Origin of the sequence: Allomuricauda sp. F6463D, from assembly GCF_023015965.1 — a bacterium.
Taxonomy (GTDB): Bacteria; Bacteroidota; Bacteroidia; order Flavobacteriales; family Flavobacteriaceae; genus Flagellimonas.
Genome location: NZ_JALKAN010000003.1, coordinates 244,675 through 265,883, shown reverse-complemented (window position 1 = coordinate 265,883; position 21,209 = coordinate 244,675). Strand labels below are relative to the sequence as shown.

Below are 21,209 nucleotides of genomic sequence, written 5' to 3'. Positions count from 1 at the left end.
TGGGAAAAGCGATTATTTAAGCTCAACTTCTGCTCCTGCTTCTTCCAATGATTTTTTGATACCTTCTGCCTCATCTTTGGAAACACCTTCCTTAACAGCTTTTGGTGCGCTGTCAACGATTTCTTTAGCGTCTTTTAGTCCAAGACCGGTCAATTCCTTAACCAATTTTACGACTGCCAATTTAGAACCACCGGCAGCTGTAAGAACAACATCAAATTCTGTTTGTTCCTCAGCAGCTTCACCATCACCTCCACCAGCGGCACCACCACCAGCAACAGCTACTGCAGCAGCAGCGGGCTCAATACCATATTCTTCTTTTAAAATGTCGGCCAATTCATTTACCTCTTTTACTGTAAGGTTTACCAACTGTTCTGCAAAATCTTTTAAATCTGCCATTTTTCTATCGTTTAATAAAAATTTTAAAAATATACTTAGTTTATTGTGCGCGAATTATTCTTTCTCAGATAAAGTTTTAAGGATACCTGCCAGTTTACCACCTCCGGACTTAAGTCCAGAAATAACGTTTTTGGCCGGCGATTGTAACAATCCGATGATATCCCCGATAACTTCCTCTTTGGACTTGATATTAACAAGTGCCTCCAAGTTTTCGTCACCTATATAGATAGCCTCTGCTATAAAGGCCCCTTTCAATACAGGCTTTTCTGATTTTTTTCTAAAGTTCTTGATAAGTTTCGCAGGTGCGTTCCCTGTTTCGGACAACATCATAGATGTATTTCCTTTCAATACATCGGGAAGTTCACCAAATTCCTTATCAGAAGCTTCCATTGCTTTTGCAAGCAAGGTGTTCTTAACGACCGCTAGTTTAATATTTGCTTTAAAACACGCTCTTCTTAAATTAGAGGTGTCCACAGCATTCAATCCTGATATATCCGCCAAATAAATATTTGGATTATCAGCCAATTGTGCAGTCAAGTCTTCTATTACTGTTGCTTTTTCTTCTCTTGTCATAGTTATAAAATTGAACTACCAGTTATTGAACTGCTTTTGGATCTAATTGAATACTAGGACTCATTGTGCTGGACAAATAAATACTCCTCATGTACACACCTTTTGAAGCGGATGGCTTCATTTTAACCAAGGTATCAATCAATTCCCTGGCATTCCCTGCGATTTTATCCGCAGAAAAAGAAGCTTTTCCGATTGCAGCGTGCACAATACCTGTTTTGTCCACTTTAAAGTCTATTTTACCAGCCTTAACATCGGATACTGCTTTAGCTACATCCATTGTTACGGTTCCAGTTTTTGGATTGGGCATTAAACCTCTTGGTCCTAAAATTCTCCCTAAAGGTCCTAGTTTACCCATAACGCTTGGCATCGTGATGATTACATCAACATCGGTCCAACCGCCTTTGATTTTTTCCAAATATTCATCCAACCCAACAAAGTCGGCGCCTGCTTCTGTAGCTTCTGCCTCCTTGTCTGGTGTCACCAATGCTAAAACCTTAACGTCTTTACCTGTTCCATGCGGAAGGGTAACTACTCCACGTACCATTTGATTGGCCTTTCTTGGATCTACACCCAAACGAACAGCCAAATCAATGGATGCATCAAATTTTACATTGGTTATTTCTTTTACTAAAGCTGATGCCTCATCTATAGAATAGAGTTTATTCTTATCTAATTTAGCGTGGGCGTCTTTTTGCTTTTTAGTCAACTTTGCCATTTAATAATGCTTTTTAAGATTTTAAAAAGGTCTTGCTCCGGCTATTTTCAGCCCCATTGATCTTGCAGTACCTGCAACCATACTCATTGCAGATTCTACTGTAAAAGCGTTTAGATCTACCATTTTGTCTTCGGCAATCACTTTTACTTGATCCCAGGTAACTGATCCGTTTTTAACCCTGTTAGGTTCGCCAGATCCTTTTTTAATCTTAGCCGCTTCCATCAATTGAACTGCCGCAGGTGGTGTTTTTACAACAAAATCGAAAGATTTATCCTTGTAAACGGTGATAACAACCGGCAATACTTTGCCTTGTTTGTCCTGTGTACGAGCATTAAACTGCTTACAGAACTCCATGATGTTAACCCCAGCAGCACCTAAGGCGGGTCCAACCGGTGGCGATGGATTCGCTGCACCTCCCCTAACTTGTAATTTAACTACCTTATCTACTTCTTTTGCCATTGTTTCTAATTAAATTTAAAGTGTGTTAATTGGAAGCAACACAACTTTATATATGTAACAGCTCTTTTAACTTTACATTCAATTGTTTATGCGAGATTCAAAAAATTGAATATCGCTTCAACTATACTTTTTCTACTTGCATATAGCTTAGTTCCAATGGTGTTTTTCTTCCGAATATCTTAACCATTACCTCCAGCTTTCGCTTTTCTTCATTGATTTTTTCAACCGTTCCATTGAAACCGTTAAATGGCCCATCAATAACCTTCACCGTTTCACCCAACACGAATGGAATAGCGACATTGTCCGTATTGACCGCCAATTCGTCCACTTTCCCCAACATACGGTTTACTTCGGATTTTCTTAAAGGAATGGGGTCCCCACCTTTTACTTCGCCTAAAAATCCAATTACATTGGTAATAGAACGAATGATATGAACCATTTCACCTCCAAGATTAGCTTTTATCATGATATATCCAGGAAAGTAAACACGTTCTTTGTTTATTTTCTTTCCGTTTCTAATCTGGATAACTTTTTCGGTAGGCACTAATACTTCTTCAAGGTAATCGCCAAAACCTGCGCGTTCTACCTCACTTTCAATATAGCCCTTGATCTTGTTCTCCTGACCACTGACCGCTCTTACTACATACCATTTTTTCTCCAGAACCTCAGACATATTGACCGATCTTTACCCTATTAATTTTTCAAAATACAATGTGATCAAATTACTGAACAAAGAATCCACTCCCCATGTTGCCAAGGCAAATAAAATGGAAAAAACTGCTACAACAACCATTAGGTTTGAAGCCTTGCTTCTTTCCAACCAAGTAACATTGTTTTTAAGTTCTTCTAATGATTCCTTTATATAAGTGACCATAACTTTTATGTATTTTACTTGCACGGGAGGAGAGGCTCGAACTCCCGACACCTGGTTTTGGAGACCAGTGCTCTACCAACTGAGCTACACCCGTTTATAATTACACTGAAAGGTATCCCGAGAAAATCGGAACACCCTTAAGTGCAATTTTATCTATAAAATGATTAATCTAATATCTCAGTAACCTGACCAGCACCTACGGTTCTACCACCTTCACGGATAGCGAAACGTAAACCTACGTTACAAGCCACAGGCTGAATAAGATCCACAGTAATTGTCAAGTTATCACCTGGCATTACCATCTCAACTCCATCAGGTAGGTTAATGTTACCTGTTACATCCGTAGTTCTTAAATAAAACTGTGGACGGTAGTTGTTATGAAAAGGAGTGTGACGACCACCTTCTTCTTTTTTAAGGATATAAACCTCTGCCTTAAATTTAGCGTGAGGAGTTACAGATCCTGGCTTACAGATAACCATACCTCTTTTGATATCAGATTTCTCGATACCTCTCAAAAGAATACCTACATTATCACCAGCTTCACCTCTATCCAAAATTTTACGGAACATCTCAACTCCAGTAATAGTGGAAGTCAATTTTTCAGCACCCATACCAATAATATCAACAGCATCACCTGTATTGGCAACACCTGTTTCGATACGACCAGTAGCAACGGTACCACGACCTGTAATAGTGAATACATCTTCAATCGGCATAAGGAAGTCTTTATCAACTTCACGCTCAGGCTCTTCAATCCACTCATCAACAGCACTCATCAACTCCATCACAGTATCCACCCATTTTTGCTCACCGTTCAAAGCACCAAGTGCAGAACCAGCAATTACGGGACCATTATCACCATCGTACTCATAAAAAGAAAGCAATTCTCTTACTTCCATTTCAACAAGTTCCAAAAGCTCTTCATCATCCACCATATCAACTTTGTTCAAGAAAACAACGATACGTGGAATACCTACCTGACGACCCAAAAGGATGTGCTCACGAGTTTGTGGCATAGGACCATCTGTCGCGGCAACAACCAAAATAGCACCGTCCATCTGAGCAGCACCAGTAACCATGTTCTTTACGTAATCCGCGTGACCAGGACAGTCAACGTGAGCGTAGTGACGGTTTTCTGTTTGGTACTCAACGTGTGAAGTGTTGATTGTAATACCTCTTTCTTTTTCTTCAGGAGCATTGTCAATAGAATCAAAGCTTCTTGTTTCAGACAAACCTGCGTTGGCCAATACAGTGGTAATAGCAGCGGTCAATGTAGTTTTACCGTGATCCACGTGTCCAATGGTACCAATATTTAAGTGCGGTTTGGAACGATCAAAAGTTTCCTTTGCCATTTTAAATAATTTTAATCTTAGTTTATATTAGTGTACAAATCGTTTTGAGCCAATGACGGGATTTGAACCCGTGACCTCTTCCTTACCAAGGAAACGCTCTACCCCTGAGCTACACCGGCCTATGGGTTATCAGGTTTAGAGTTTAAAGTTACAAGTCTAGCTCGTCAAAACTTCAACCTTCATCTCGAAACATAAGTTTCAAGTTTAGAGCGGGAGACCGGGTTCGAACCGGCGACATTCAGCTTGGAAGGCTGACGCTCTACCAACTGAGCTACTCCCGCATTTTTCTTGGATTTTCATCCAAAGACTCCATAATTTCAAAACTCCTCTTACCAGTTGTTCCGACGAACAACCTTTGTGGGGGGAGCAGGATTCGAACCTGCGAAGGTAAAAACCAACAGATTTACAGTCTGTCCTCGTTGGCCGCTTGAGTATCCCCCCGCCTTATTTTCAGTAATTTACGAGCCGATAGAGGGACTCGAACCCACGACCTGCTGATTACAAATCAGCTGCTCTAGCCAGCTGAGCTATATCGGCATTTCACCGCTTTTTACTCACTAAAAAAGCCCGCTATTTCTAACGGACTGCAAATGTATATATTTATTTTTTTAATCAAAACAAATTTTGAAAAATATTTATCAAGCTTTCATTCTTAGTTTTTCTTTCTTTTTTACTAATCGTCTTTCCAAGGAACTACAAGCTGAATCCACTGCCTCCTCAAATGTTTTACATTGTTTTTTTACCCTAATCTTATCTCCTGGAACAAAAACTACAATTTCCACTATCTTATTTTCCTTTGCGCTTGTGTTCTCTATCTTTAAATACACATCCGATTCAATGACCTTGTCATAGAACACTTCTATCTTGTCCATTCGTTTTTGGACAAAATCGATGAGTTTTCCATCAGCTGTAAAATTTACCGATTGTGGGTTTACTTTCATAAGAAGAAGTTTTTAGCACTGTCCAAGACAGTATAGTTATACAATACAAGAACTTTATTTCTTGTTTCTAGGATGAGCCTTTTGATGAACTTTTTTTAGTTCGGCAATACTATTGTGCGTATACACTTGTGTAGATGCCAAACTGGAATGACCCAATAATTCCTTAACAGAATTTAAATCCGCCCCCCGGTTAAGCAAGTGTGTTGCAAAGGTATGCCTAATTATATGCGGGCTTTTTTTTACCTTGGGAGACACCAAACTAAAATACTTATTTATAGTGCGATAAACAAGTGTTTCATAAATTTTAAGACCTTGTTTTGTTAATAACAGGTAAGTTGAATCCAGCACATCCCCAAGTTCAGAACGCCTATTCAAGTAATTTTTGATCTGATCTACGGTAGACGGCAAAAGAGGTAGAATACGTTCTTTGTTCCTTTTGCCAAGCACTTTTAATACCTGTCCCGAAAAATCAACATCTTTGATCTTTAGGTTGACCAATTCTGCCCTTCTCATTCCCGTAGTATACAATAGCTCAACGATAAGTTTATCACGTGCGCCTTCAAAATCATCATCAAAGGGAATTTTAGACAAAATAGTTTCCATTTCAGATTCAGAAAAAGGGATTTCAACTTTTTTACTGGTCTTGAGCGCCCTATGTTTTAATAAAGGTGATATTTTTATATCGCCTACCTTTAGTAAGAACTTATAATAAGCCTGCAAGGAGGACACCTTCCTATTTATGGTCCTATTAGAAATTCCCTGATCGGACAAGGTAACGATCCAGCTACGTATTAGCGGATAAGAAGCATGCGAAACATCTAGCTCTCCCTGATTTTCGCAAAAGTCCTTAAATCCCCCTATATCCCTCTCATATGCCTTTACGGTATGTTCAGAATAGTTTCTCTCTAGCTTTAAATACGATATAAAAGCTGATATGGACATATATCAAAGGTAGCAATTACGGTTGAGCATTAATAAAACGAAAAATCCCGTTCCAATATTGGAACGGGATTGATTTATTTTGTAAAAACAATAGCTTTATACTTCTTCTTGATCTCTTAAACCTTGAATGTATTGTGCTTTTTGAATTTGTGCTCTGCGCTCTACAGAAGGCTTGGTAAACTGCTTTCTTGTTCTTAACTGACGCATAGTACCTGTCCTGTCGAACTTACGTTTAAAACGTTTTAAAGCTCTATCGATGTTTTCTCCTTCTTTTACTGGTATAATTAACATGGGCTACAACCTCCTTTCTTTAAAATTTTGGTGTGCAAATATACAAATGATATTCAATGCGTAAAGAAATATTTTATTTTTTTGACATTTAACTACATCGTAGGTTTTCTGTACTCCTTTTTATCCACAATTATTTTGGCCAAGATTTCTTTCAAAATCTCCGAAGTTCCCCCTCCAATAGGACCCAACCTACTATCCCGGCTCAATCTTGCCATGGGGTAGTCTTCGATATAACCATATCCCCCTAAAAATTGAAGACAGTTATAGATTACTTCATCTGCCATTTTTGTGGATTTAAGTTTTGAAATGCTTGCTTCTTTAACTACATAAGCACCTTTATCCATTTGAGCTATCGTCGCATAATTAAATTGCTTGCACAACAACATATCCGAATAAAGATCTACCAGTCTATGCCGTAAGGCCTGAAACTGATCTATACTTTTACCAAAAGCTTCGCGTTCCGACATGTATTGCAATGCATAATCCAACGCGTATTCGGCTCTGGCATGGGCATTTACTCCCATAACAAGGCGTTCCAATGCAAAGGCTTCCATAATATAGGCGAAGCCTGCGTTTTCTTCACCCAACAAATTGGATACTGGAACCTCCACATTATCAAATGCCAATTCTGCAGTGTCTGAGGCCCACCAGCCCAATTTGTTCAACTTATTGGACGAAACACCATTTGCATTTGTGTCCATTATGAGCATACTGATTCCTTTGTGACCCGCATTACCATCCGTTTTTGCCGCTAGTATAATATAGTCCCCATAGACCCCATTGGTAATAAACGTTTTGGAACCATTTACAATATACACATCACCCTTCTTTTCGGCCGTGGTTCGCATAGCTGCAACATCACTGCCTCCAAATGGTTCAGAAATCCCCAAACAGCCAATTTTATTCCCAAGGACGCTGGGCTCTAAATAGGCTCGTTTTTGTTCATCAGTGGCCAACTTGTTTAAATAAGTCATGGCCAAATATTGATGTGCCCACATGGCAGCAGCAAATCCTCCAGAATTTATCTTTTGAAGTTCTTCTAAAAAAATTGCAGTATAAAAAAGGTCCAAATCCAATCCGGAATAGGCTTCTGGTGTCATTAAACCAAAATATCCCATCTCACCAAACTTGTTCCAGATACTTCTATCAATCTTTCCTGAGCTTTCCCATTTTTCAATATGGGGAACAACTTCTTTTTGCAAAAAACTCTTTAAGCTCTCCCGAAATAAATTATGCTCTTCCGTGAAGTACATATCCATCATACCACCTTTTTTATAACGACAAATATAAGGCTATTCTATCTAGTTTTTCCGTTGGAAATCCGTCCACATGTATCAAACCTTCAATTGACTTGAAAGCTCCATTTTCCTTCTTGTATTCTACAATATTATAAGCTAGTGTTCTACTTATATAAACGAGTTGTGCCAACTCATTAGCGCTGGCCGTGTTGATATTTATCTTTTTTACCAGTGGAGCATCCAAAACCCGAAACTTGAGCAACGTCTTTTCTGCGACTTCAGGTTTTAATCCATACACATCATACAACTGCTCATTTACCAGGAAGCCTCCCAATCTATCTCTAAATTTTATTATTCGGTTGGATAAAACTTCTCCAATACCATAAACCTCCCTTAAATCTTCAGAAGTGGCAGCGTTCAAATCTTTCGTCCGAATTTCTTTGGCAGAATTATAAACAGGCTGTTGATGTTGTTGATTTTTTCCAACCCAGTCCGGAAATTTAAAATATGGTGATAGAATATTCAACAAAGAATCCGATATCTTAGTCTTGGCTTGAAACTCTTTTGCGGAATTTATAAACTTGCCTTGCTTCCTGTAAGCGAACAATCTATTCAATTCTGCTGTGGACAAACCCAAGGTGTAGCCTTTATAATCGGTAATATAGTTTGGATTGAATGGATAGATTTTACGAGGTTGCTGAAACATACTAATTTTAAGACTATCTATTCTGCTTTGCTCTAGGGCATTTACAATTAAAGCTGATTCTTTTTTTAAAGGATTGGCCTTTACAACGTAATACACACCTTGTAAACAAATCACAATAAGCAACAAAAAGAAAATCCCACTTCGTTCTTGTTTATTGAACTTAAAGTGGGATTTATTCTCTCTCATTTTTAAATAGATACTCTTATTCCGTTACGGCTTTAGCTTTTAACTTAATGGCATTCATATATTTTTTCAGCTCTCCCTTTACTTTTGGAGCTAAAATGACGATTCCTATCATGTTGGGAACCATCATACCAAAAATCATAGCGTCCGAAAAGCCTATTACGGAGCCCATACTAGCTGAAGCCCCCACAATAACAAACAGACAGAAAATTATCTTATAGGTATATTCAGTTTTCTTGGTTCTTCCAAATAAATATGCCCATGCTTGGTATCCATAATATGACCATGATATTTGTGTGCTAAATGCAAATAATACTACGGCTACAGTAAGCACGTATGGGAACCAACTGATAACTGATTCAAAAGCACCAGATGTCAATAAAATAGCATCGGCATCGTTAATCCCTGCATTACTCGGGTCAACATTACCGGTGATAATTAATACCAAAGCTGTCATGGTACATACCAATACAGTATCAATAAATGGTTCAAGCAGTGCAACCAACCCTTCTGATGCTGGATATTTAGTACGTACAGCGGCGTGAGCTATAGATGCCGAACCTACACCTGCTTCATTTGAAAAAGCTCCCCTACGGAAACCTTGTAACATAACACCTACTGCACCTCCCACAATTCCTACTGGCGCGAAAGCACCATTGATTATTTCGGTGAAGGCCCAGCCAATCATATCATATTTAGCAACCAATACAAACAATGATGCGCCAACATAGATCACAACCATAAACGGAACGATTTTATCCGTAACCTTTGCAATGGATTTAATACCTCCAATAATCACAATACCCACTAAAATGGCCATGATTAGTCCGAACGCCCATCTATAACCATAAATAAAAGATTCTGAACCTCCGGTCATATTTTCAAAAAGTTGTACGGCTTGGTTTACCTGAAACATGTTTCCACCTCCAAAAGAGCCCCCAATGCACATTACAGCAAAGGCACCGGCCAAGATCTTGCCCAATGATTTGTTTTTTAAACCTTTGGTCAAGTAGTACATAGGACCTCCAAAAATAGTTCCATCAGGACCCACATCACGATATTTCACACCTAATGTACATTCTACAAATTTTGATGCCATACCCAACAGTCCGGCAATAATCATCCAAAAAGTTGCACCTGCACCACCAATGGAGACAGCAACTGCAACCCCGGCAATATTACCCAAACCTACTGTGGCTGAAAGAGCAGCTGTCAATGCCTGAAAATGGGACACCTCACCATTGGAACTTTCATCCCTAATGGTATCCACAATATCTCCATCTACAACAATCTCATCTCTATTGTCCGCAAGGTGCTTATCAAGGCTTTCAACCTTGTTCATATCCACACCTACTGCAATACCGTCTTCACCATATAATTCTTTGGCCCCATACTTCTCTATATCCTCATACTTGCCCATCACAACTTTAATAGCTGTGACTATTCCTGAAAAATTGATGAATTTAAAATAAATGGTAAAAAAACCGGCACCTAATATTAATGGGAACAATACCCAATAAATTTTAATGTTTTCCGAAAAAGGTATTTGATAAAAAATAAAGTCTACAAACCACCCTGTCATGTCTCCGAAGACTTTATCAATTTTCTCATCTATTCCCACTTCGCCGCCTTCTTGGGCCATGGATAAAAATGGCAATAAAAATGAACAAAAAGTTAGAAGTTTATACTTCATAATAATGTTTTGGTTATGTTAGTTTTTTAGTAAAGCACCAATATCATAAAAAATTTCTACCCAAAAAAATTAATGGTTGTTAAACTAATCTATCCGTAGCATTTGGTTGAGCTTCTTTATTTGTTCCGGTCTACCCAAAACAATTACCTTACTGCTTGGTTGTAAAACCATATCGGCTTCAGGATTGATAATATATTCCCCACTAGGACCTATATAACCTATTATAGTGCAACCTGTTTTTTTCCGTAGATCTAAATCCCGAATAGAGTTACATTCCATTTGATCTGTGAAATTCTCGATACTCACTTCTTCCAAATTTGTTGTGTGCTCTCCCTCGATTGAAAGTTGATTTAAAAAAGTAATTAAATTGGGCACGACCACCAAAGAAGCCATATGGTCGCCACCAATTTTATCGGGCATTATTACTTCATTGGCACCAGCTAATTCCAGTTTTTTAACCGAGTTTATTTGGGACGCCCTACTTATAATAAAAAGATCTTTGTTTAATTGCCTTGCCGAGAGCACTATAAAAAGGTTGACGGCATCATCCGGCACTGCTGTAATCAAATATTTAGCTCGATCTATTCCGGCCTTGAGCAGCACCTCATCTTCATTGGCATCGCCCTCTACAAACAAAACGTCGTTCCCATGGCGCTCTATAATTTCTTTTTCTTTTTCAATAACAACAAAAGGTTTGTTGTAAGCAATCAATTTTTCCGCAGCCTGCATGCCATTTCTACCAAAACCACAAACCACTATATGGTTGGAAAGACTATCTATTTGTTTTTTCACTTTTTTCCTTTTTAAAAGTTCCAGTGAATTTCTACCTAAAATATATTCAGAGACCACTGATATTGCAAAACCAAATATAAAAACACTGGCAACGATTAAAAATACGGTAAAAATCTTTGCATCGGCATCCAAAGGCCTTACTTCGGAAAAGCCTACAGTTGTCACCGTAATAATTGTCATGTAAATTGCCTCGATCCATGTAAAATCTGAGAGCGATTTATATCCGACCACCCCAATCAATAGCACCACAACAATCAAGGTGAGGGCAAGCACTATTTTGGAGCGTAGTAAACCAATCATAATCAGAGATCAAATACTGAGGTTCTTTTAGTGTAAACCAAGTCCTTTATCCTAAGCCAAAATGCGATAAAAAGATAAAGAGCAAAACCAAATCCCAAGGTAACAAACGTCAAGTAAATAAAACTTGTACGCACTACACGGGCTCGGATACCAAGTCTTTCTGCTATCCTTCCACAGACTTCGAAGCCTCTTTTTTGAAAATAATAAAGTGTATTGTAGAATAAAGACATGGTTAAAATTATGTATTTCTATTCAATAAATGTGTGCCTATTGTACATTGCATGCATTTATTTTTGGAACAGTAATTATTGTATAGTTCCAATTTTGCCTGACTTTCCAAAGCATTTTGTGTTTTGGAACCTATTTTTTCAAAGTTTTTAATAACAGAATTAACCTCTTTGTCCAATTTTGAAACCAGGCCGACCAATGCTTCATCCCAATCCTTGCCAACATATTTTGAATAGCAAAATTTAAGTGGCAAAATTGTATTGATGATGACAAGTTCTATAAATTTTTTGGATAGCTTCTTTGTCCGTTTTTTGGAGATCTTGCCAAAAGTATAACTGTTTTCCCAATACGATCCTGTAGAAACTGAAAAAGCTTGATGCATATCTTCCAAGGTGTTCAATGCCATCAATTTTGAAAAAACATTTTGCCCACCAACATATAGATTTACCAGTTGCGAAATCCTAATGGTGGGAAAATTTAAAGGTCTCAACCCAAAAAATGCCGGTTTTGATTCATTTTCTAACAAGTCAAACTTATGAACCAGGTATTCGTATTCTTTTTTGAGTATTAAATAATGGGCATCGCTACAATCATCGACGTTTAAAAGTCCAAAATGACCAAAAAGCAATGCCTCTAATTGAAGAGGTTCATTACTCGTTTTCCTTACGATGGTAAAATCCAACTGTTTTGCCCGATCCAAAAAGTATGGCCCGTTTACCTTGGAGCCAAAATTCTTGGCCAAAAGCACAAAAAGTACTGCCTCCCAATCGTTCTTGGATACCTGTAACAAGTCCAATATAAGTTTGGATTTGTCTTCCAAACGTTCAATATACAATCGGTGCAGCCAATTTTCAACCAAAAAGGGGTCGACTTGCTTTAAATCCTTTTCACAATTGATGAAACTTGTATTGAAAGTTTCCATCAACCTAAGATAGCCGTTCATAAGATCATTGGAAACATATTGTTTGATTTCCAATGTTGGAATTTGGGAACCATCTTTTCTAAAAACGGCAATGTCATCCTCCCACACTACATGAAGGATGACATTGTCATAATTTTCATCTGTTTCGTGATGATGTACGTACCAGTCAGATGATTTTATATGCATCTCAACATTACCGGCCCATAGTTGGCCATCTATTTCAATTTTTGCATTAAAAAAATCGGGGCCCTCCAATCTATTTTGGATTCCGGTCGCTTTAATACTTATAGCATCGCCATTACTGGCACACAGCAGTTTTTTTGGAAGCTTGTTTTGCTTCCAAATAAAATAAAGTAGGTCTTCTCGCATTGATTTGGGATAAATGGAAAGTTACTCTTCTATTTCACCTTCCCAGTTCATAAAGCCTCCTTCCAAGTTATATGCATTTTCAATCCCTATACTATTCAATATGGCACAGGCTTGTCCACTTCGGTTTCCAGATCTGCAATAGACATAGAAATTTTTGGATTTATCCAGTTTTTCCACTTCGTCTAAAAATTCCTGACCCAAATAAATATCGATATTGGTGGATCCAGGAATGTAACCTTCTTCCACTTCTTCGAGGGTTCGCACATCCAAAACAATGGCGTTATCATCCTTTTCCAGTTGTTCCGCCCATTCTTCTTGTGATAAATCTGACATTTTTCTATTTTTTAATTGATACAAAAATAAAAATCCGAAGCATTACTCCGGATTTCTATTTGTTTTATTTTGATTGCGGTCTATTTTATACCGCATCCTATTGCTTTTGTCGTTTTTGGATCAATTTCATTACCAGCCAACATGGCATCCACGGCATTCTCCACAAATTTTTCATCTACCTGTGAAGCGTCTTGGTAATTATCATCTATGGCCCCTATATACTTAACCATATTTCCAGATTTCGTCTTTTCCAATAAAAATACATGAGGCGTTCTAGTAGCTCCGTACTGAGGATAAACTTTCTGGCCTTCATCCATCAAGTAAGGAAAAGTAAAACCTATTTCTGCTGCGCGTTCCTTCATTTTTGCAAAACTGTCCCCTGGTTTATCGCTAGGATTGTTTGGCATTATGGCCACGACTGGTACTCCCTGGGGTTTGTACTTGGCATCCAAAGCGATAATACGGTCTTCATAAGCACGTGCATAAGGGCAGGTATTACAGGTAAATATGACCAAAAAGCCCTTTGCGGTATCAAAATCCGCTAGGGACACCATCTTGCCATCAACATTTTTTAAAGAAAAATCGGTGGCGACATCCCCAACCTGATATCCGTTGTCCAGATTATCGTTTTCTCCAACTTTAAACCCCATGGCAAAAGATGACACAAAAAGTAACACTAGTGCTATTCCTCCAAAAATTTTTACATTTTTCATTGTGTATTATTTTTTGAATTTATTCAACGCTTCGTTTAATTCCTCGTACGTAAAGCCATGTTCGTAAAAAGTCCGCCTATCCTTATTATATATTAAGGTAGCCGGAATACCTCCGCCCCATTCTTCGGATACCTTTGGTATCCAATCGTTTTGTTTGGGGTCGTCCAATATAACCACAGTGCCCTGAATTTTGTTTTTCTCCACATAGGGTTCCAATCGGGTCTTCCACATATTCGGCATGTCCAGATTCACCAAAACCAACTCCACATTGTTATGTTTTTGCTCTTTATAAACTTTTTCAAAATATGGCATCTCCTCTATGCATGGCTGGCACCAAGTAGCCCAAAAGTTTATTATATAAATCCTATCGTCCTGCTTGTGCAACATGGGTTCCAAACCATCAAAATCATACACAGGGAACTTTACATCCGAATTCTCTGTTGTTTTTTGGGCAACCTTATCATTATCACCATTTTCCATTACCTCCTTGTTTCCCTTCTTCTTATCAGCACAACCGATAAAAATAGCAACCACAATCCCCAAAACGAATAACCTATTCATTGTCTGTGTTTTACAACTTATAAAAATACATATTGAAACTCGTTTTTTCATCATTTAACAAAACTTTATCGATTGTTCGTTCGATAAAAAAACATAATTAACCCTACATTTGTACATACAATTGTTGTTGATACATGAAAGTTGAAGAAATTATAAAAACCGCTAACGAAATTCCATTGAAACCCAGAACTATAATTCATATAGCGTTGGTTAACAATAGAATCAATGAGGTTATGACGGCAACACTAAAGCCTTTTGAAGTTTCCGTTCAACAATTCAATGTACTGAGAATTCTAAGGGGGCAACAAGGCAAACCCGCCAACCTCTGCACGCTAAACGAGCGTATGGTGACCAAAATGAGCAATACGACACGATTAGTGGACAAGCTATTGAAGAAGGGGTATGTAAACCGTTGTGTGTGCCCATCCAACAGAAGAAAGGTTGAAATTGTAATTACCAATGAAGGGCTTGAGGTTTTGGAACAAATGGACAAGGCCCTAGACAAGGCGCACAGTACTATTTTAGAAAACTTCGATAATAGGGATCTGGAACAATTAAATCAGTTACTAGATAAATTTTAAATATAAAAATGAATACAGTTATAGAACATAGAACCTGGCGCTATGCCACCAAAAAATTCGATGGCACCAAAAAAGTGTCGGATGAAGATTTGGAAACACTTTTGGAAGCTACACGATTGAGTGCCTCTTCCTACGGATTACAGCCCTACCATATTTTTGTGGTCTCCGATCAAGATACCAAGGAAAAATTAAAACCCGTTTCTTGGGGACAATCACAGATAACCGATGCATCACATATCATTGTATTTGCAAATGCCACCAATTTTGGGGAAGAACTGGTGGATGATTTCTTGGAAAATGTAAGCAGTACCAGAAATATTCCCTTCGATGGATTAAAAGGCTATTCCGATTTTATGAAATCCAAATTAATGGAGCTTCCTCCTGAAACCAAAGCCAACTGGACCGCAAGACAAGCCTATATCGCTTTTGGCAACTTGATGCAAGCAGCAGCAGAATTGAAAATAGATACTTGCCCTATTGAAGGCTTTCAATCCGACAAGTACAATGAGATACTTGGTCTTACGGATAAAAACTATAACGCCGTTGTTGTTTTAGCCGTAGGTTACCGTTCCAAAGAAGACGAAACGCAATATTTGCCCAAAGTGAGAAAATCAAAAGAAGAACTATTTACATATTTATAAATCTTAAACCTTAACATTTAAAAACAAAAATCAGCACATTCATGAAAAAGACAATTTTAAGTTTAGCATTGATAGTCCTTTTTGGAGCTGCCGCAGTAGCAAATCCAATCGTAAAAGAAGTAAAAGCAACAGAGAGCACAGTAACTTGGAAAGCCTATAAAGTTGGTGGTTCTCACACAGGTACTACTAACCTAACCGCCGGAGCTCTGGAATTTGATGGTGAAAAATTGACCGGAGGCAATTTTGTGGTGGACATGACTACCATAAGCTCTACCGACCTTGAAGGAAATTCCAAAAACAAACTTGACGGACACCTTAAATCTGATGACTTTTTTAGTTCAGCAACACATTCAACCGCCACATTAGTTTTTACCAACGTAAAATCCTCAGGGAAAAATTCCTATGAGGTAACAGGTGACTTAACTATTAAAGGAAACACAGCACCTGTAACCTTTGATGTATCCGTGTATGGGGACAAAGCAACTGCTACATTGAAAGTTGATAGAACCAATTACGATGTACAATACAGATCGGGAATCATTGGCACGGCCAAAGATAAATTGATTTATGACGAATTTGATTTGGTAGTTGACCTACAGATGTAAGCAACTACAATTTAGTGTGTGAAAATCCCGTTCGAGAAAATCATGGGCGGGATTTTTAATTTTAAACAAAACATTGTTGTCCTGTTAAAAATTCCTCCCTATATTTGAACCAATGATTAACAGAACAGTAAATATCTGGTGGTGGAAAAACTTACGTCGAACTTCGTGAGCTAGTCCCCATTATAACCATACAAGAGGCTTGTCATCACGACAGGCCTTTTTTAATTTATATAAGTACCAAAATGAGTTACACGCTAACCACACATTACAAAAAAATCCTTGCAGACACCATCACCCCCGTGAGTGTCTACCTCAAAATCCGGGACAAGTTTCCAAACAGTATTCTTTTAGAAAGTAGCGACTACCATGCAAACGACAACAGTTTTTCATACATCTGCTGCAATCCGATTGCTTCCATCAAAGTAGAAAATGAAACCGTTACGCAAAAATTCCCTGATGGCACAACTGAGGTGACGAAAATTGGCCCGGAAACCGACATCCCTGAAGTGATACACAACTTCAGCAAACAATTTAAAACCACACAAAACGGTTTCAAATTTATATATAGTGGCCTTTTTGGCTATATGGCCTACGATGCCGTTCGCTATTTTGAAGATGTAGAGATTTCCAAAAAAGATGATTCTGTTAACATTCCGGACATTTATTATGCCGTTTACCAGAACATTATCGCTATCAACCATTTTAAAAATGAAGCCTATCTGTTCGCACATTGCTATAATTCCGAAAGTAATGTGGATGAGATAGAGCAGCTTTTTAATGTACGTACATTTTCTTCCTATAATTTCACTAAAGAAGGGCAACCAGAATCCAACCTTAAAGATGAAGATTACAAAGAACAAGTAGATTTGGCCAAAAAACATTGTCAACGAGGCGATGTGTTCCAACTGGTGCTCTCCAGAAGGTTCAAACAAAAATTCAAGGGAGATGAATTCAATGTATACCGAGCACTGCGCTCCATCAACCCCTCTCCCTACCTCTTCTATTTTGATTATGGGGACTTTAAAATATTTGGAAGCTCTCCCGAAGCACAATTGATCGTAAAGGATGGCAAAGCAGAAATTCATCCCATTGCAGGAACATACAAACGTACCGGAAACGATGAAAAGGATGCCGAATTAGCGAAAAAATTGGCCCAAGACAAAAAAGAAAATAGTGAACACGTGATGCTTGTGGATTTGGCTCGAAACGATCTTAGCCGTAACGGAAATACGGTAAACGTGGACACCTATAGGGAAGTACAATACTTCTCCCATGTAATCCACTTGGTATCCAAAGTAACGGGACAAAAGAAAAAGGACAGCACTACCATGAAAGTGGTTGCAGACACCTTCCCTGCCGGAACATTGAGCGGAGCACCTAAACACATGGCCATGCAGCTCATAGAAAAGTATGAAAAAACAAGTAGGTCGTACTATGGTGGCGCCATCGGTTTTATGGATTTTGAAGGCAACTTCAACCACGCCATCATGATCCGTACATTCTTGAGCAAGGACCATGAACTCTATTACCAGGCTGGAGCTGGCCTAGTGGCAGCCTCCGATCCAAATGACGAACTCCAAGAAACCTACAATAAATTGGGCGCACTCAATAAAGCGCTGGAAATTGCCGAAACAATCTAACCATGGGAAAGAAGATTTTAATGATAGACAACTACGATAGTTTTACCTACAACTTGGTTCACTATCTGGAAGATTTGGATTGCGAAGTAACGGTTAAACGGAACGACCAGCTTACCTTGGACGACGTGGAGCCTTTTGAATATATCGTTTTGTCCCCAGGACCAGGAATCCCAGATGAGGCAGGACTTCTAAAAGCCATCATCAAAACCTACGCCCCTACCAAGAAAATTTTTGGTGTTTGTTTGGGACTACAGGCTATTGGTGAGGTTTTTGGTGGAACCTTGATCAATCTCGATCAAGTATATCACGGAGTGGACACCACGATAACGGTTACCAAGGATGACCCTATTTATAAGGGCTTACCAAAAAACCTTCAAGTGGGCAGATACCATTCCTGGGTCGTGGATACTGATTTACCCGAAGTATTGGAAACTACTGCGGTGGATGAAAACGGTCAAATCATGTCACTCCGGCACAAAGAGTATGATGTTACGGCGGTACAGTTTCACCCAGAATCCGTGCTGACACCCGAAGGCAAACAAATGTTGAAAAATTGGCTTAATAGAAAATAGAACTGAGATATGAGAATTGAAAGTTCTCTAAAATCTAACATCTAATCTCTCACATCTAAAACATAATGAAAGAGACATTAAATAAATTAATCAATCACGAAATACTCCCAAAGGAAGAGGCCAAACAGATTTTGGTGAACATTGCCAAGGGAGATTATAATACCTCTCAAATTGCAGCATTTTTGACTGTTTACATGATGCGTAGCGTGACCATAGAGGAATTGGAAGGTTTTCGAGATGCATTATTGGAACTATGCTTGGCGATTGACTTGGCAGAATACAACCCTATTGATCTCTGCGGAACCGGTGGTGACGGAAAAGACACCTTCAATATCTCCACCCTTGCCTCATTTGTGACAGCGGGTAGCGGAATCCATGTGACCAAGCATGGCAACTACGGAGTATCTTCCAAATGTGGTAGTAGCAATGTAATGGAATTTTTGGGTATCAAATTCAGTAATGAGGCCGATTTTCTTAGAAAAACCATCGAAGAGGCCGGTATCTGTGTGTTACACGCCCCCCTTTTCCACCCTGCCATGAAAAATGTTGCACCCATTCGAAGGGAACTGGCGGTAAAAACATTTTTTAATATGTTGGGACCTATGGTAAATCCAGCATTTCCAAAAAATCAAATGGTAGGGGTGTTCAATCTGGAATTGGCGCGGATGTATGGCTATCTTTATCAGAATACCGATAAAAATTTCACTGTTTTAAATGCATTGGACGGCTATGATGAAATCTCGTTGACCGGAAACACAAAAACCATATCCAACCATACAGAAACTATGCTTTCCCCAGCTGATTTTGGTGTTAAAAAAGTTTCCCAACAGGATATTACGGGAGGTGAAGATGTGGCAGAATCCGCCCAGATTTTTATGAATATTTTACAAGGAAAAGGTACAGAGGCGCAAAACAATGTGGTCTGCGCCAATGCAGGTGTTGCCATTGCCACAGTAAAAGGCATCACTCCCAAGGAAGGCTTTGAAAAAGCAAAGGAATCCTTGTTCGGAGGTAAAGGTTTGGAAGCGTTGAAGAAATTACAGGAATTGAGTAAAAACTAGTGTCAACTCGAGCGCAGTTGAGAGATTGACTGAGATGTTTCACTATGTTCAGAATGACAAAAACAACATGAATATACTAGACAAAATAGTAGCCGATAAACGCAAGGAAGTGGATTTAAAAAAATCCCTCATTACCTTGCCCCAATTGGAAACCTCCGTGATGATGGAGCGTACATCCGCCTCATTGGCCGAAAAGTTACGTGAAAGCAACTCGGGAATTATAGCTGAACATAAACGACGTTCCCCTTCCAAATCCGTGATCAACCAAAGTTTAAGTGTACAAGATGTGGCCAAAGGCTATGCCGATGCTGGAGCTTGCGGTATGTCCGTGCTCACCGATGGCAAATATTTTGGGGGATCTTTGGATGACTTGGTACTTGCACGAGCAGCTACGAACATTCCCATTTTGCGAAAAGAATTCATCATAGATGAATATCAAATTGTGGAAGCCAAAGCCTATGGTGCCGATGTCATTTTATTGATTGCCGCAATTTTGCCCAGGGAAGAGATAAAAACCTTATCGGAATTGGCTAAAAAACTTGGATTGGATGTACTATTGGAGGTCCATAATGAAGCGGAGCTGGAAAAATCGTTAATGCCCAGTTTGGATATGTTAGGGGTAAACAATCGTAACCTTAAAACATTTGATGTTGATTTGAACACCAGTAAGTCCCTATCAGTGAAAATACCCGATGATTTTGTGAAAGTTTCCGAAAGCGGCATCAGTTCTGTAGAGCCAATCAGGGAATTAAAAGAATACGGTTATCAAGGATTTCTGATTGGTGAAAATTTCATGAAAACGGACAATCCAGGAGTAAATGCTTCTGAATTCATTAAAAAATTAGAAGCGTGAAACTAAAGATCTGCGGCATGAACCATAACCCCACCGAGGTTGCAAAATTGCAACCCGATTATTTGGGCTTTATATTCTGGGAACCGTCATCTCGGTTCTTTTCTGGAGAAATGCCTGAATTGCCAAGCTCCATTAAAAAAACAGGGGTTTTTGTGGACGCACCTTTGGAAGATGTTTTGGCAAAAGTTGACTATTATCAATTGGATGCCGTACAACTCCATGGAAATGAAAGTGCTGAGTATTGTAAATCATTGCGTCACCCCGAACTAGTTTCGGGGTCGCACACGAGTGAGATGCTGAATCAGGTTCAGCATGACGAATTAGACATCATCAAAGTATTCTCCATCAAGGATGATTTTGACTTTGATGTCCTAAAAGACTATGAAAATGTATGCGACTATTTCCTGTTCGATACCAAGGGAAAATTACCGGGTGGCAATGGATATACATTCGATTGGTCAGTTTTGGAGCCATATCCTTCCAATAAGCCCTACTTCTTGAGTGGCGGCATTGGTCTGGAATCACAAGTGAAATTACAGGAATTTTTAAACAGCCCTGCCTCTAAAAATTGCTATGCCATAGATGTGAACAGCAAATTTGAAAAGGAACCAGGTTTGAAAAATATTGAACATTTAAAAATATTCATCGAATCGCTTGAGAGCGATCTTAACTAAA

General features: G+C 38.8%; 27 protein-coding genes and 5 tRNA genes. 8 read left to right on the top strand and 24 right to left on the bottom strand.

Features of this window, described 5'->3' with window-relative positions:
* Positions 1–12 precede the first annotated feature (12 nt).
* The 24 genes from rplL to MWU56_RS14845 all read right to left on the bottom strand — a co-directional run bounded on the left by rplL (position 13) and on the right by MWU56_RS14845 (position 14,581).
* Positions 13–396: a 50S ribosomal protein L7/L12 gene (gene rplL / locus MWU56_RS14960; RefSeq protein ID WP_247045729.1), complete on the bottom strand. Its 384-nt coding sequence runs from the start codon at positions 394–396 to the stop codon at positions 13–15.
* Between the two features lie 54 nt (positions 397–450).
* Positions 451–969, bottom strand: a complete 519-nt coding sequence (rplJ, locus tag MWU56_RS14955; RefSeq protein ID WP_247045727.1) for a 50S ribosomal protein L10 — start codon at positions 967–969, stop codon at positions 451–453.
* A 22-nt stretch (positions 970–991) separates the two neighbouring features.
* Entirely contained in the window at positions 992–1,684 is a 693-nt protein-coding gene (gene rplA / locus MWU56_RS14950) for a 50S ribosomal protein L1 (RefSeq protein ID WP_247045724.1), read from the bottom strand.
* 21 nt (positions 1,685–1,705) lie between these two features.
* A complete protein-coding gene (gene rplK, locus MWU56_RS14945) occupies positions 1,706–2,143 on the bottom strand; it encodes a 50S ribosomal protein L11 (RefSeq protein WP_247045722.1) in 438 nt (145 codons plus the stop codon).
* Between the two features lie 121 nt (positions 2,144–2,264).
* The gene (gene nusG, locus MWU56_RS14940; RefSeq protein WP_247045720.1) at positions 2,265–2,816 is read right to left on the bottom strand and encodes a transcription termination/antitermination protein NusG; all 552 of its coding nucleotides are present in this window, start codon (positions 2,814–2,816) and stop codon (positions 2,265–2,267) included.
* Positions 2,817–2,828: 12 nt separating this feature from the next.
* Positions 2,829–3,017 carry a preprotein translocase subunit SecE gene (gene secE, locus MWU56_RS14935; RefSeq protein ID WP_247045718.1) on the bottom strand — a complete coding sequence of 63 codons (189 nt, stop codon included), beginning with the start codon at positions 3,015–3,017 and terminating at the stop codon, positions 2,829–2,831.
* A 21-nt stretch (positions 3,018–3,038) separates the two neighbouring features.
* Positions 3,039–3,111 (bottom strand) — tRNA-Trp (locus MWU56_RS14930).
* Between the two features lie 70 nt (positions 3,112–3,181).
* Positions 3,182–4,369, bottom strand: a complete 1,188-nt coding sequence (gene tuf, locus MWU56_RS14925) for an elongation factor Tu (RefSeq protein ID WP_247045716.1) — start codon at positions 4,367–4,369, stop codon at positions 3,182–3,184.
* Positions 4,370–4,416: 47 nt separating this feature from the next.
* Positions 4,417–4,488, bottom strand: a tRNA-Thr gene (locus tag MWU56_RS14920).
* A gap of 89 nt (positions 4,489–4,577) precedes the next feature.
* Positions 4,578–4,650: transfer RNA gene (locus MWU56_RS14915), tRNA-Gly, on the bottom strand.
* Positions 4,651–4,727: 77 nt separating this feature from the next.
* Positions 4,728–4,810: transfer RNA gene (locus MWU56_RS14910), tRNA-Tyr, on the bottom strand.
* A gap of 22 nt (positions 4,811–4,832) precedes the next feature.
* Positions 4,833–4,906, bottom strand: a tRNA-Thr gene (locus tag MWU56_RS14905).
* Between the two features lie 101 nt (positions 4,907–5,007).
* On the bottom strand, positions 5,008–5,310 hold the full coding sequence (hpf, locus tag MWU56_RS14900) for a ribosome hibernation-promoting factor, HPF/YfiA family (RefSeq protein ID WP_247045714.1): 303 nt from the start codon (positions 5,308–5,310) through the stop codon (positions 5,008–5,010).
* A 54-nt stretch (positions 5,311–5,364) separates the two neighbouring features.
* The gene (locus MWU56_RS14895) at positions 5,365–6,252 is read right to left on the bottom strand and encodes a tyrosine-type recombinase/integrase (RefSeq protein ID WP_247045712.1); all 888 of its coding nucleotides are present in this window, start codon (positions 6,250–6,252) and stop codon (positions 5,365–5,367) included.
* A 96-nt stretch (positions 6,253–6,348) separates the two neighbouring features.
* Positions 6,349–6,543 carry a 30S ribosomal protein S21 gene (rpsU, locus tag MWU56_RS14890; RefSeq protein ID WP_100817501.1) on the bottom strand — a complete coding sequence of 65 codons (195 nt, stop codon included), beginning with the start codon at positions 6,541–6,543 and terminating at the stop codon, positions 6,349–6,351.
* A gap of 92 nt (positions 6,544–6,635) precedes the next feature.
* The gene (locus MWU56_RS14885; RefSeq protein WP_247045710.1) at positions 6,636–7,805 is read right to left on the bottom strand and encodes an acyl-CoA dehydrogenase family protein; all 1,170 of its coding nucleotides are present in this window, start codon (positions 7,803–7,805) and stop codon (positions 6,636–6,638) included.
* A 10-nt stretch (positions 7,806–7,815) separates the two neighbouring features.
* Entirely contained in the window at positions 7,816–8,673 is an 858-nt protein-coding gene (locus tag MWU56_RS14880) for a ComEA family DNA-binding protein (RefSeq protein ID WP_247045708.1), read from the bottom strand.
* A 16-nt stretch (positions 8,674–8,689) separates the two neighbouring features.
* Positions 8,690–10,363, bottom strand: coding sequence for an alanine/glycine:cation symporter family protein (locus MWU56_RS14875; protein ID WP_247045706.1), 1,674 nt, complete (start codon positions 10,361–10,363; stop codon positions 8,690–8,692).
* A gap of 84 nt (positions 10,364–10,447) precedes the next feature.
* On the bottom strand, positions 10,448–11,455 hold the full coding sequence (locus MWU56_RS14870; protein ID WP_247045704.1) for a potassium channel family protein: 1,008 nt from the start codon (positions 11,453–11,455) through the stop codon (positions 10,448–10,450).
* A 2-nt stretch (positions 11,456–11,457) separates the two neighbouring features.
* Complete coding sequence (locus MWU56_RS14865) at positions 11,458–11,685, bottom strand: PspC domain-containing protein (protein WP_247045702.1); 228 nt, start codon at positions 11,683–11,685, stop codon at positions 11,458–11,460.
* 8 nt (positions 11,686–11,693) lie between these two features.
* A complete protein-coding gene (locus tag MWU56_RS14860) occupies positions 11,694–12,974 on the bottom strand; it encodes a DUF2851 family protein (RefSeq protein WP_247045700.1) in 1,281 nt (426 codons plus the stop codon).
* A 21-nt stretch (positions 12,975–12,995) separates the two neighbouring features.
* Complete coding sequence (locus MWU56_RS14855) at positions 12,996–13,307, bottom strand: rhodanese-like domain-containing protein (RefSeq protein ID WP_247045698.1); 312 nt, start codon at positions 13,305–13,307, stop codon at positions 12,996–12,998.
* Between the two features lie 80 nt (positions 13,308–13,387).
* Positions 13,388–14,020 carry a thioredoxin family protein gene (locus MWU56_RS14850; RefSeq protein ID WP_247045696.1) on the bottom strand — a complete coding sequence of 211 codons (633 nt, stop codon included), beginning with the start codon at positions 14,018–14,020 and terminating at the stop codon, positions 13,388–13,390.
* A 6-nt stretch (positions 14,021–14,026) separates the two neighbouring features.
* Positions 14,027–14,581, bottom strand: coding sequence for a TlpA family protein disulfide reductase (locus MWU56_RS14845; protein ID WP_247045694.1), 555 nt, complete (start codon positions 14,579–14,581; stop codon positions 14,027–14,029).
* 134 nt (positions 14,582–14,715) lie between these two features.
* Here MWU56_RS14845 and MWU56_RS14840 point away from each other — a divergent pair, with 134 nt between their 5' ends.
* From MWU56_RS14840 to MWU56_RS14805, 8 genes are all read left to right on the top strand, one after another.
* Positions 14,716–15,162, top strand: coding sequence for a MarR family winged helix-turn-helix transcriptional regulator (locus MWU56_RS14840; protein WP_247045692.1), 447 nt, complete (start codon positions 14,716–14,718; stop codon positions 15,160–15,162).
* An 8-nt stretch (positions 15,163–15,170) separates the two neighbouring features.
* Complete coding sequence (locus MWU56_RS14835) at positions 15,171–15,803, top strand: NAD(P)H-dependent oxidoreductase (protein WP_247045690.1); 633 nt, start codon at positions 15,171–15,173, stop codon at positions 15,801–15,803.
* A 41-nt stretch (positions 15,804–15,844) separates the two neighbouring features.
* Complete coding sequence (locus tag MWU56_RS14830) at positions 15,845–16,408, top strand: YceI family protein (RefSeq protein WP_247045688.1); 564 nt, start codon at positions 15,845–15,847, stop codon at positions 16,406–16,408.
* 242 nt (positions 16,409–16,650) lie between these two features.
* A complete protein-coding gene (locus MWU56_RS14825) occupies positions 16,651–18,048 on the top strand; it encodes an anthranilate synthase component I family protein (RefSeq protein WP_247045686.1) in 1,398 nt (465 codons plus the stop codon).
* Positions 18,049–18,050: 2 nt separating this feature from the next.
* A complete protein-coding gene (locus MWU56_RS14820) occupies positions 18,051–18,620 on the top strand; it encodes an anthranilate synthase component II (RefSeq protein WP_247045685.1) in 570 nt (189 codons plus the stop codon).
* A gap of 65 nt (positions 18,621–18,685) precedes the next feature.
* On the top strand, positions 18,686–19,681 hold the full coding sequence (gene trpD, locus MWU56_RS14815; RefSeq protein ID WP_247045683.1) for an anthranilate phosphoribosyltransferase: 996 nt from the start codon (positions 18,686–18,688) through the stop codon (positions 19,679–19,681).
* A gap of 67 nt (positions 19,682–19,748) precedes the next feature.
* Positions 19,749–20,534, top strand: coding sequence for an indole-3-glycerol phosphate synthase TrpC (gene trpC, locus MWU56_RS14810; RefSeq protein WP_247045681.1), 786 nt, complete (start codon positions 19,749–19,751; stop codon positions 20,532–20,534).
* Complete coding sequence (locus MWU56_RS14805; protein WP_247045678.1) at positions 20,531–21,208, top strand: phosphoribosylanthranilate isomerase; 678 nt, start codon at positions 20,531–20,533, stop codon at positions 21,206–21,208. The genes trpC and MWU56_RS14805 overlap by 4 nt, the downstream gene beginning before the upstream one ends.
* Position 21,209 lies beyond the last annotated feature (1 nt).

Coding starts and splice junctions, on each gene's coding strand:
- rplL (WP_247045729.1), bottom strand. CDS start 396: ATGGCAGATTTAAAAGATTTTGCAGAACAGTTGGTAAACCTTACAGTA.
- rplJ (WP_247045727.1), bottom strand. CDS start 969: ATGACAAGAGAAGAAAAAGCAACAGTAATAGAAGACTTGACTGCACAA.
- rplA (WP_247045724.1), bottom strand. CDS start 1,684: ATGGCAAAGTTGACTAAAAAGCAAAAAGACGCCCACGCTAAATTAGAT.
- rplK (WP_247045722.1), bottom strand. CDS start 2,143: ATGGCAAAAGAAGTAGATAAGGTAGTTAAATTACAAGTTAGGGGAGGT.
- nusG (WP_247045720.1), bottom strand. CDS start 2,816: ATGTCTGAGGTTCTGGAGAAAAAATGGTATGTAGTAAGAGCGGTCAGT.
- secE (WP_247045718.1), bottom strand. CDS start 3,017: ATGGTCACTTATATAAAGGAATCATTAGAAGAACTTAAAAACAATGTT.
- tuf (WP_247045716.1), bottom strand. CDS start 4,369: ATGGCAAAGGAAACTTTTGATCGTTCCAAACCGCACTTAAATATTGGT.
- hpf (WP_247045714.1), bottom strand. CDS start 5,310: ATGAAAGTAAACCCACAATCGGTAAATTTTACAGCTGATGGAAAACTC.
- MWU56_RS14895 (WP_247045712.1), bottom strand. CDS start 6,252: ATGTCCATATCAGCTTTTATATCGTATTTAAAGCTAGAGAGAAACTAT.
- rpsU (WP_100817501.1), bottom strand. CDS start 6,543: ATGTTAATTATACCAGTAAAAGAAGGAGAAAACATCGATAGAGCTTTA.
- MWU56_RS14885 (WP_247045710.1), bottom strand. CDS start 7,805: ATGATGGATATGTACTTCACGGAAGAGCATAATTTATTTCGGGAGAGC.
- MWU56_RS14880 (WP_247045708.1), bottom strand. CDS start 8,673: ATGAGAGAGAATAAATCCCACTTTAAGTTCAATAAACAAGAACGAAGT.
- MWU56_RS14875 (WP_247045706.1), bottom strand. CDS start 10,363: ATGAAGTATAAACTTCTAACTTTTTGTTCATTTTTATTGCCATTTTTA.
- MWU56_RS14870 (WP_247045704.1), bottom strand. CDS start 11,455: ATGATTGGTTTACTACGCTCCAAAATAGTGCTTGCCCTCACCTTGATT.
- MWU56_RS14865 (WP_247045702.1), bottom strand. CDS start 11,685: ATGTCTTTATTCTACAATACACTTTATTATTTTCAAAAAAGAGGCTTC.
- MWU56_RS14860 (WP_247045700.1), bottom strand. CDS start 12,974: ATGCGAGAAGACCTACTTTATTTTATTTGGAAGCAAAACAAGCTTCCA.
- MWU56_RS14855 (WP_247045698.1), bottom strand. CDS start 13,307: ATGTCAGATTTATCACAAGAAGAATGGGCGGAACAACTGGAAAAGGAT.
- MWU56_RS14850 (WP_247045696.1), bottom strand. CDS start 14,020: ATGAAAAATGTAAAAATTTTTGGAGGAATAGCACTAGTGTTACTTTTT.
- MWU56_RS14845 (WP_247045694.1), bottom strand. CDS start 14,581: ATGAATAGGTTATTCGTTTTGGGGATTGTGGTTGCTATTTTTATCGGT.
- MWU56_RS14840 (WP_247045692.1), top strand. CDS start 14,716: ATGAAAGTTGAAGAAATTATAAAAACCGCTAACGAAATTCCATTGAAA.
- MWU56_RS14835 (WP_247045690.1), top strand. CDS start 15,171: ATGAATACAGTTATAGAACATAGAACCTGGCGCTATGCCACCAAAAAA.
- MWU56_RS14830 (WP_247045688.1), top strand. CDS start 15,845: ATGAAAAAGACAATTTTAAGTTTAGCATTGATAGTCCTTTTTGGAGCT.
- MWU56_RS14825 (WP_247045686.1), top strand. CDS start 16,651: ATGAGTTACACGCTAACCACACATTACAAAAAAATCCTTGCAGACACC.
- MWU56_RS14820 (WP_247045685.1), top strand. CDS start 18,051: ATGGGAAAGAAGATTTTAATGATAGACAACTACGATAGTTTTACCTAC.
- trpD (WP_247045683.1), top strand. CDS start 18,686: ATGAAAGAGACATTAAATAAATTAATCAATCACGAAATACTCCCAAAG.
- trpC (WP_247045681.1), top strand. CDS start 19,749: ATGAATATACTAGACAAAATAGTAGCCGATAAACGCAAGGAAGTGGAT.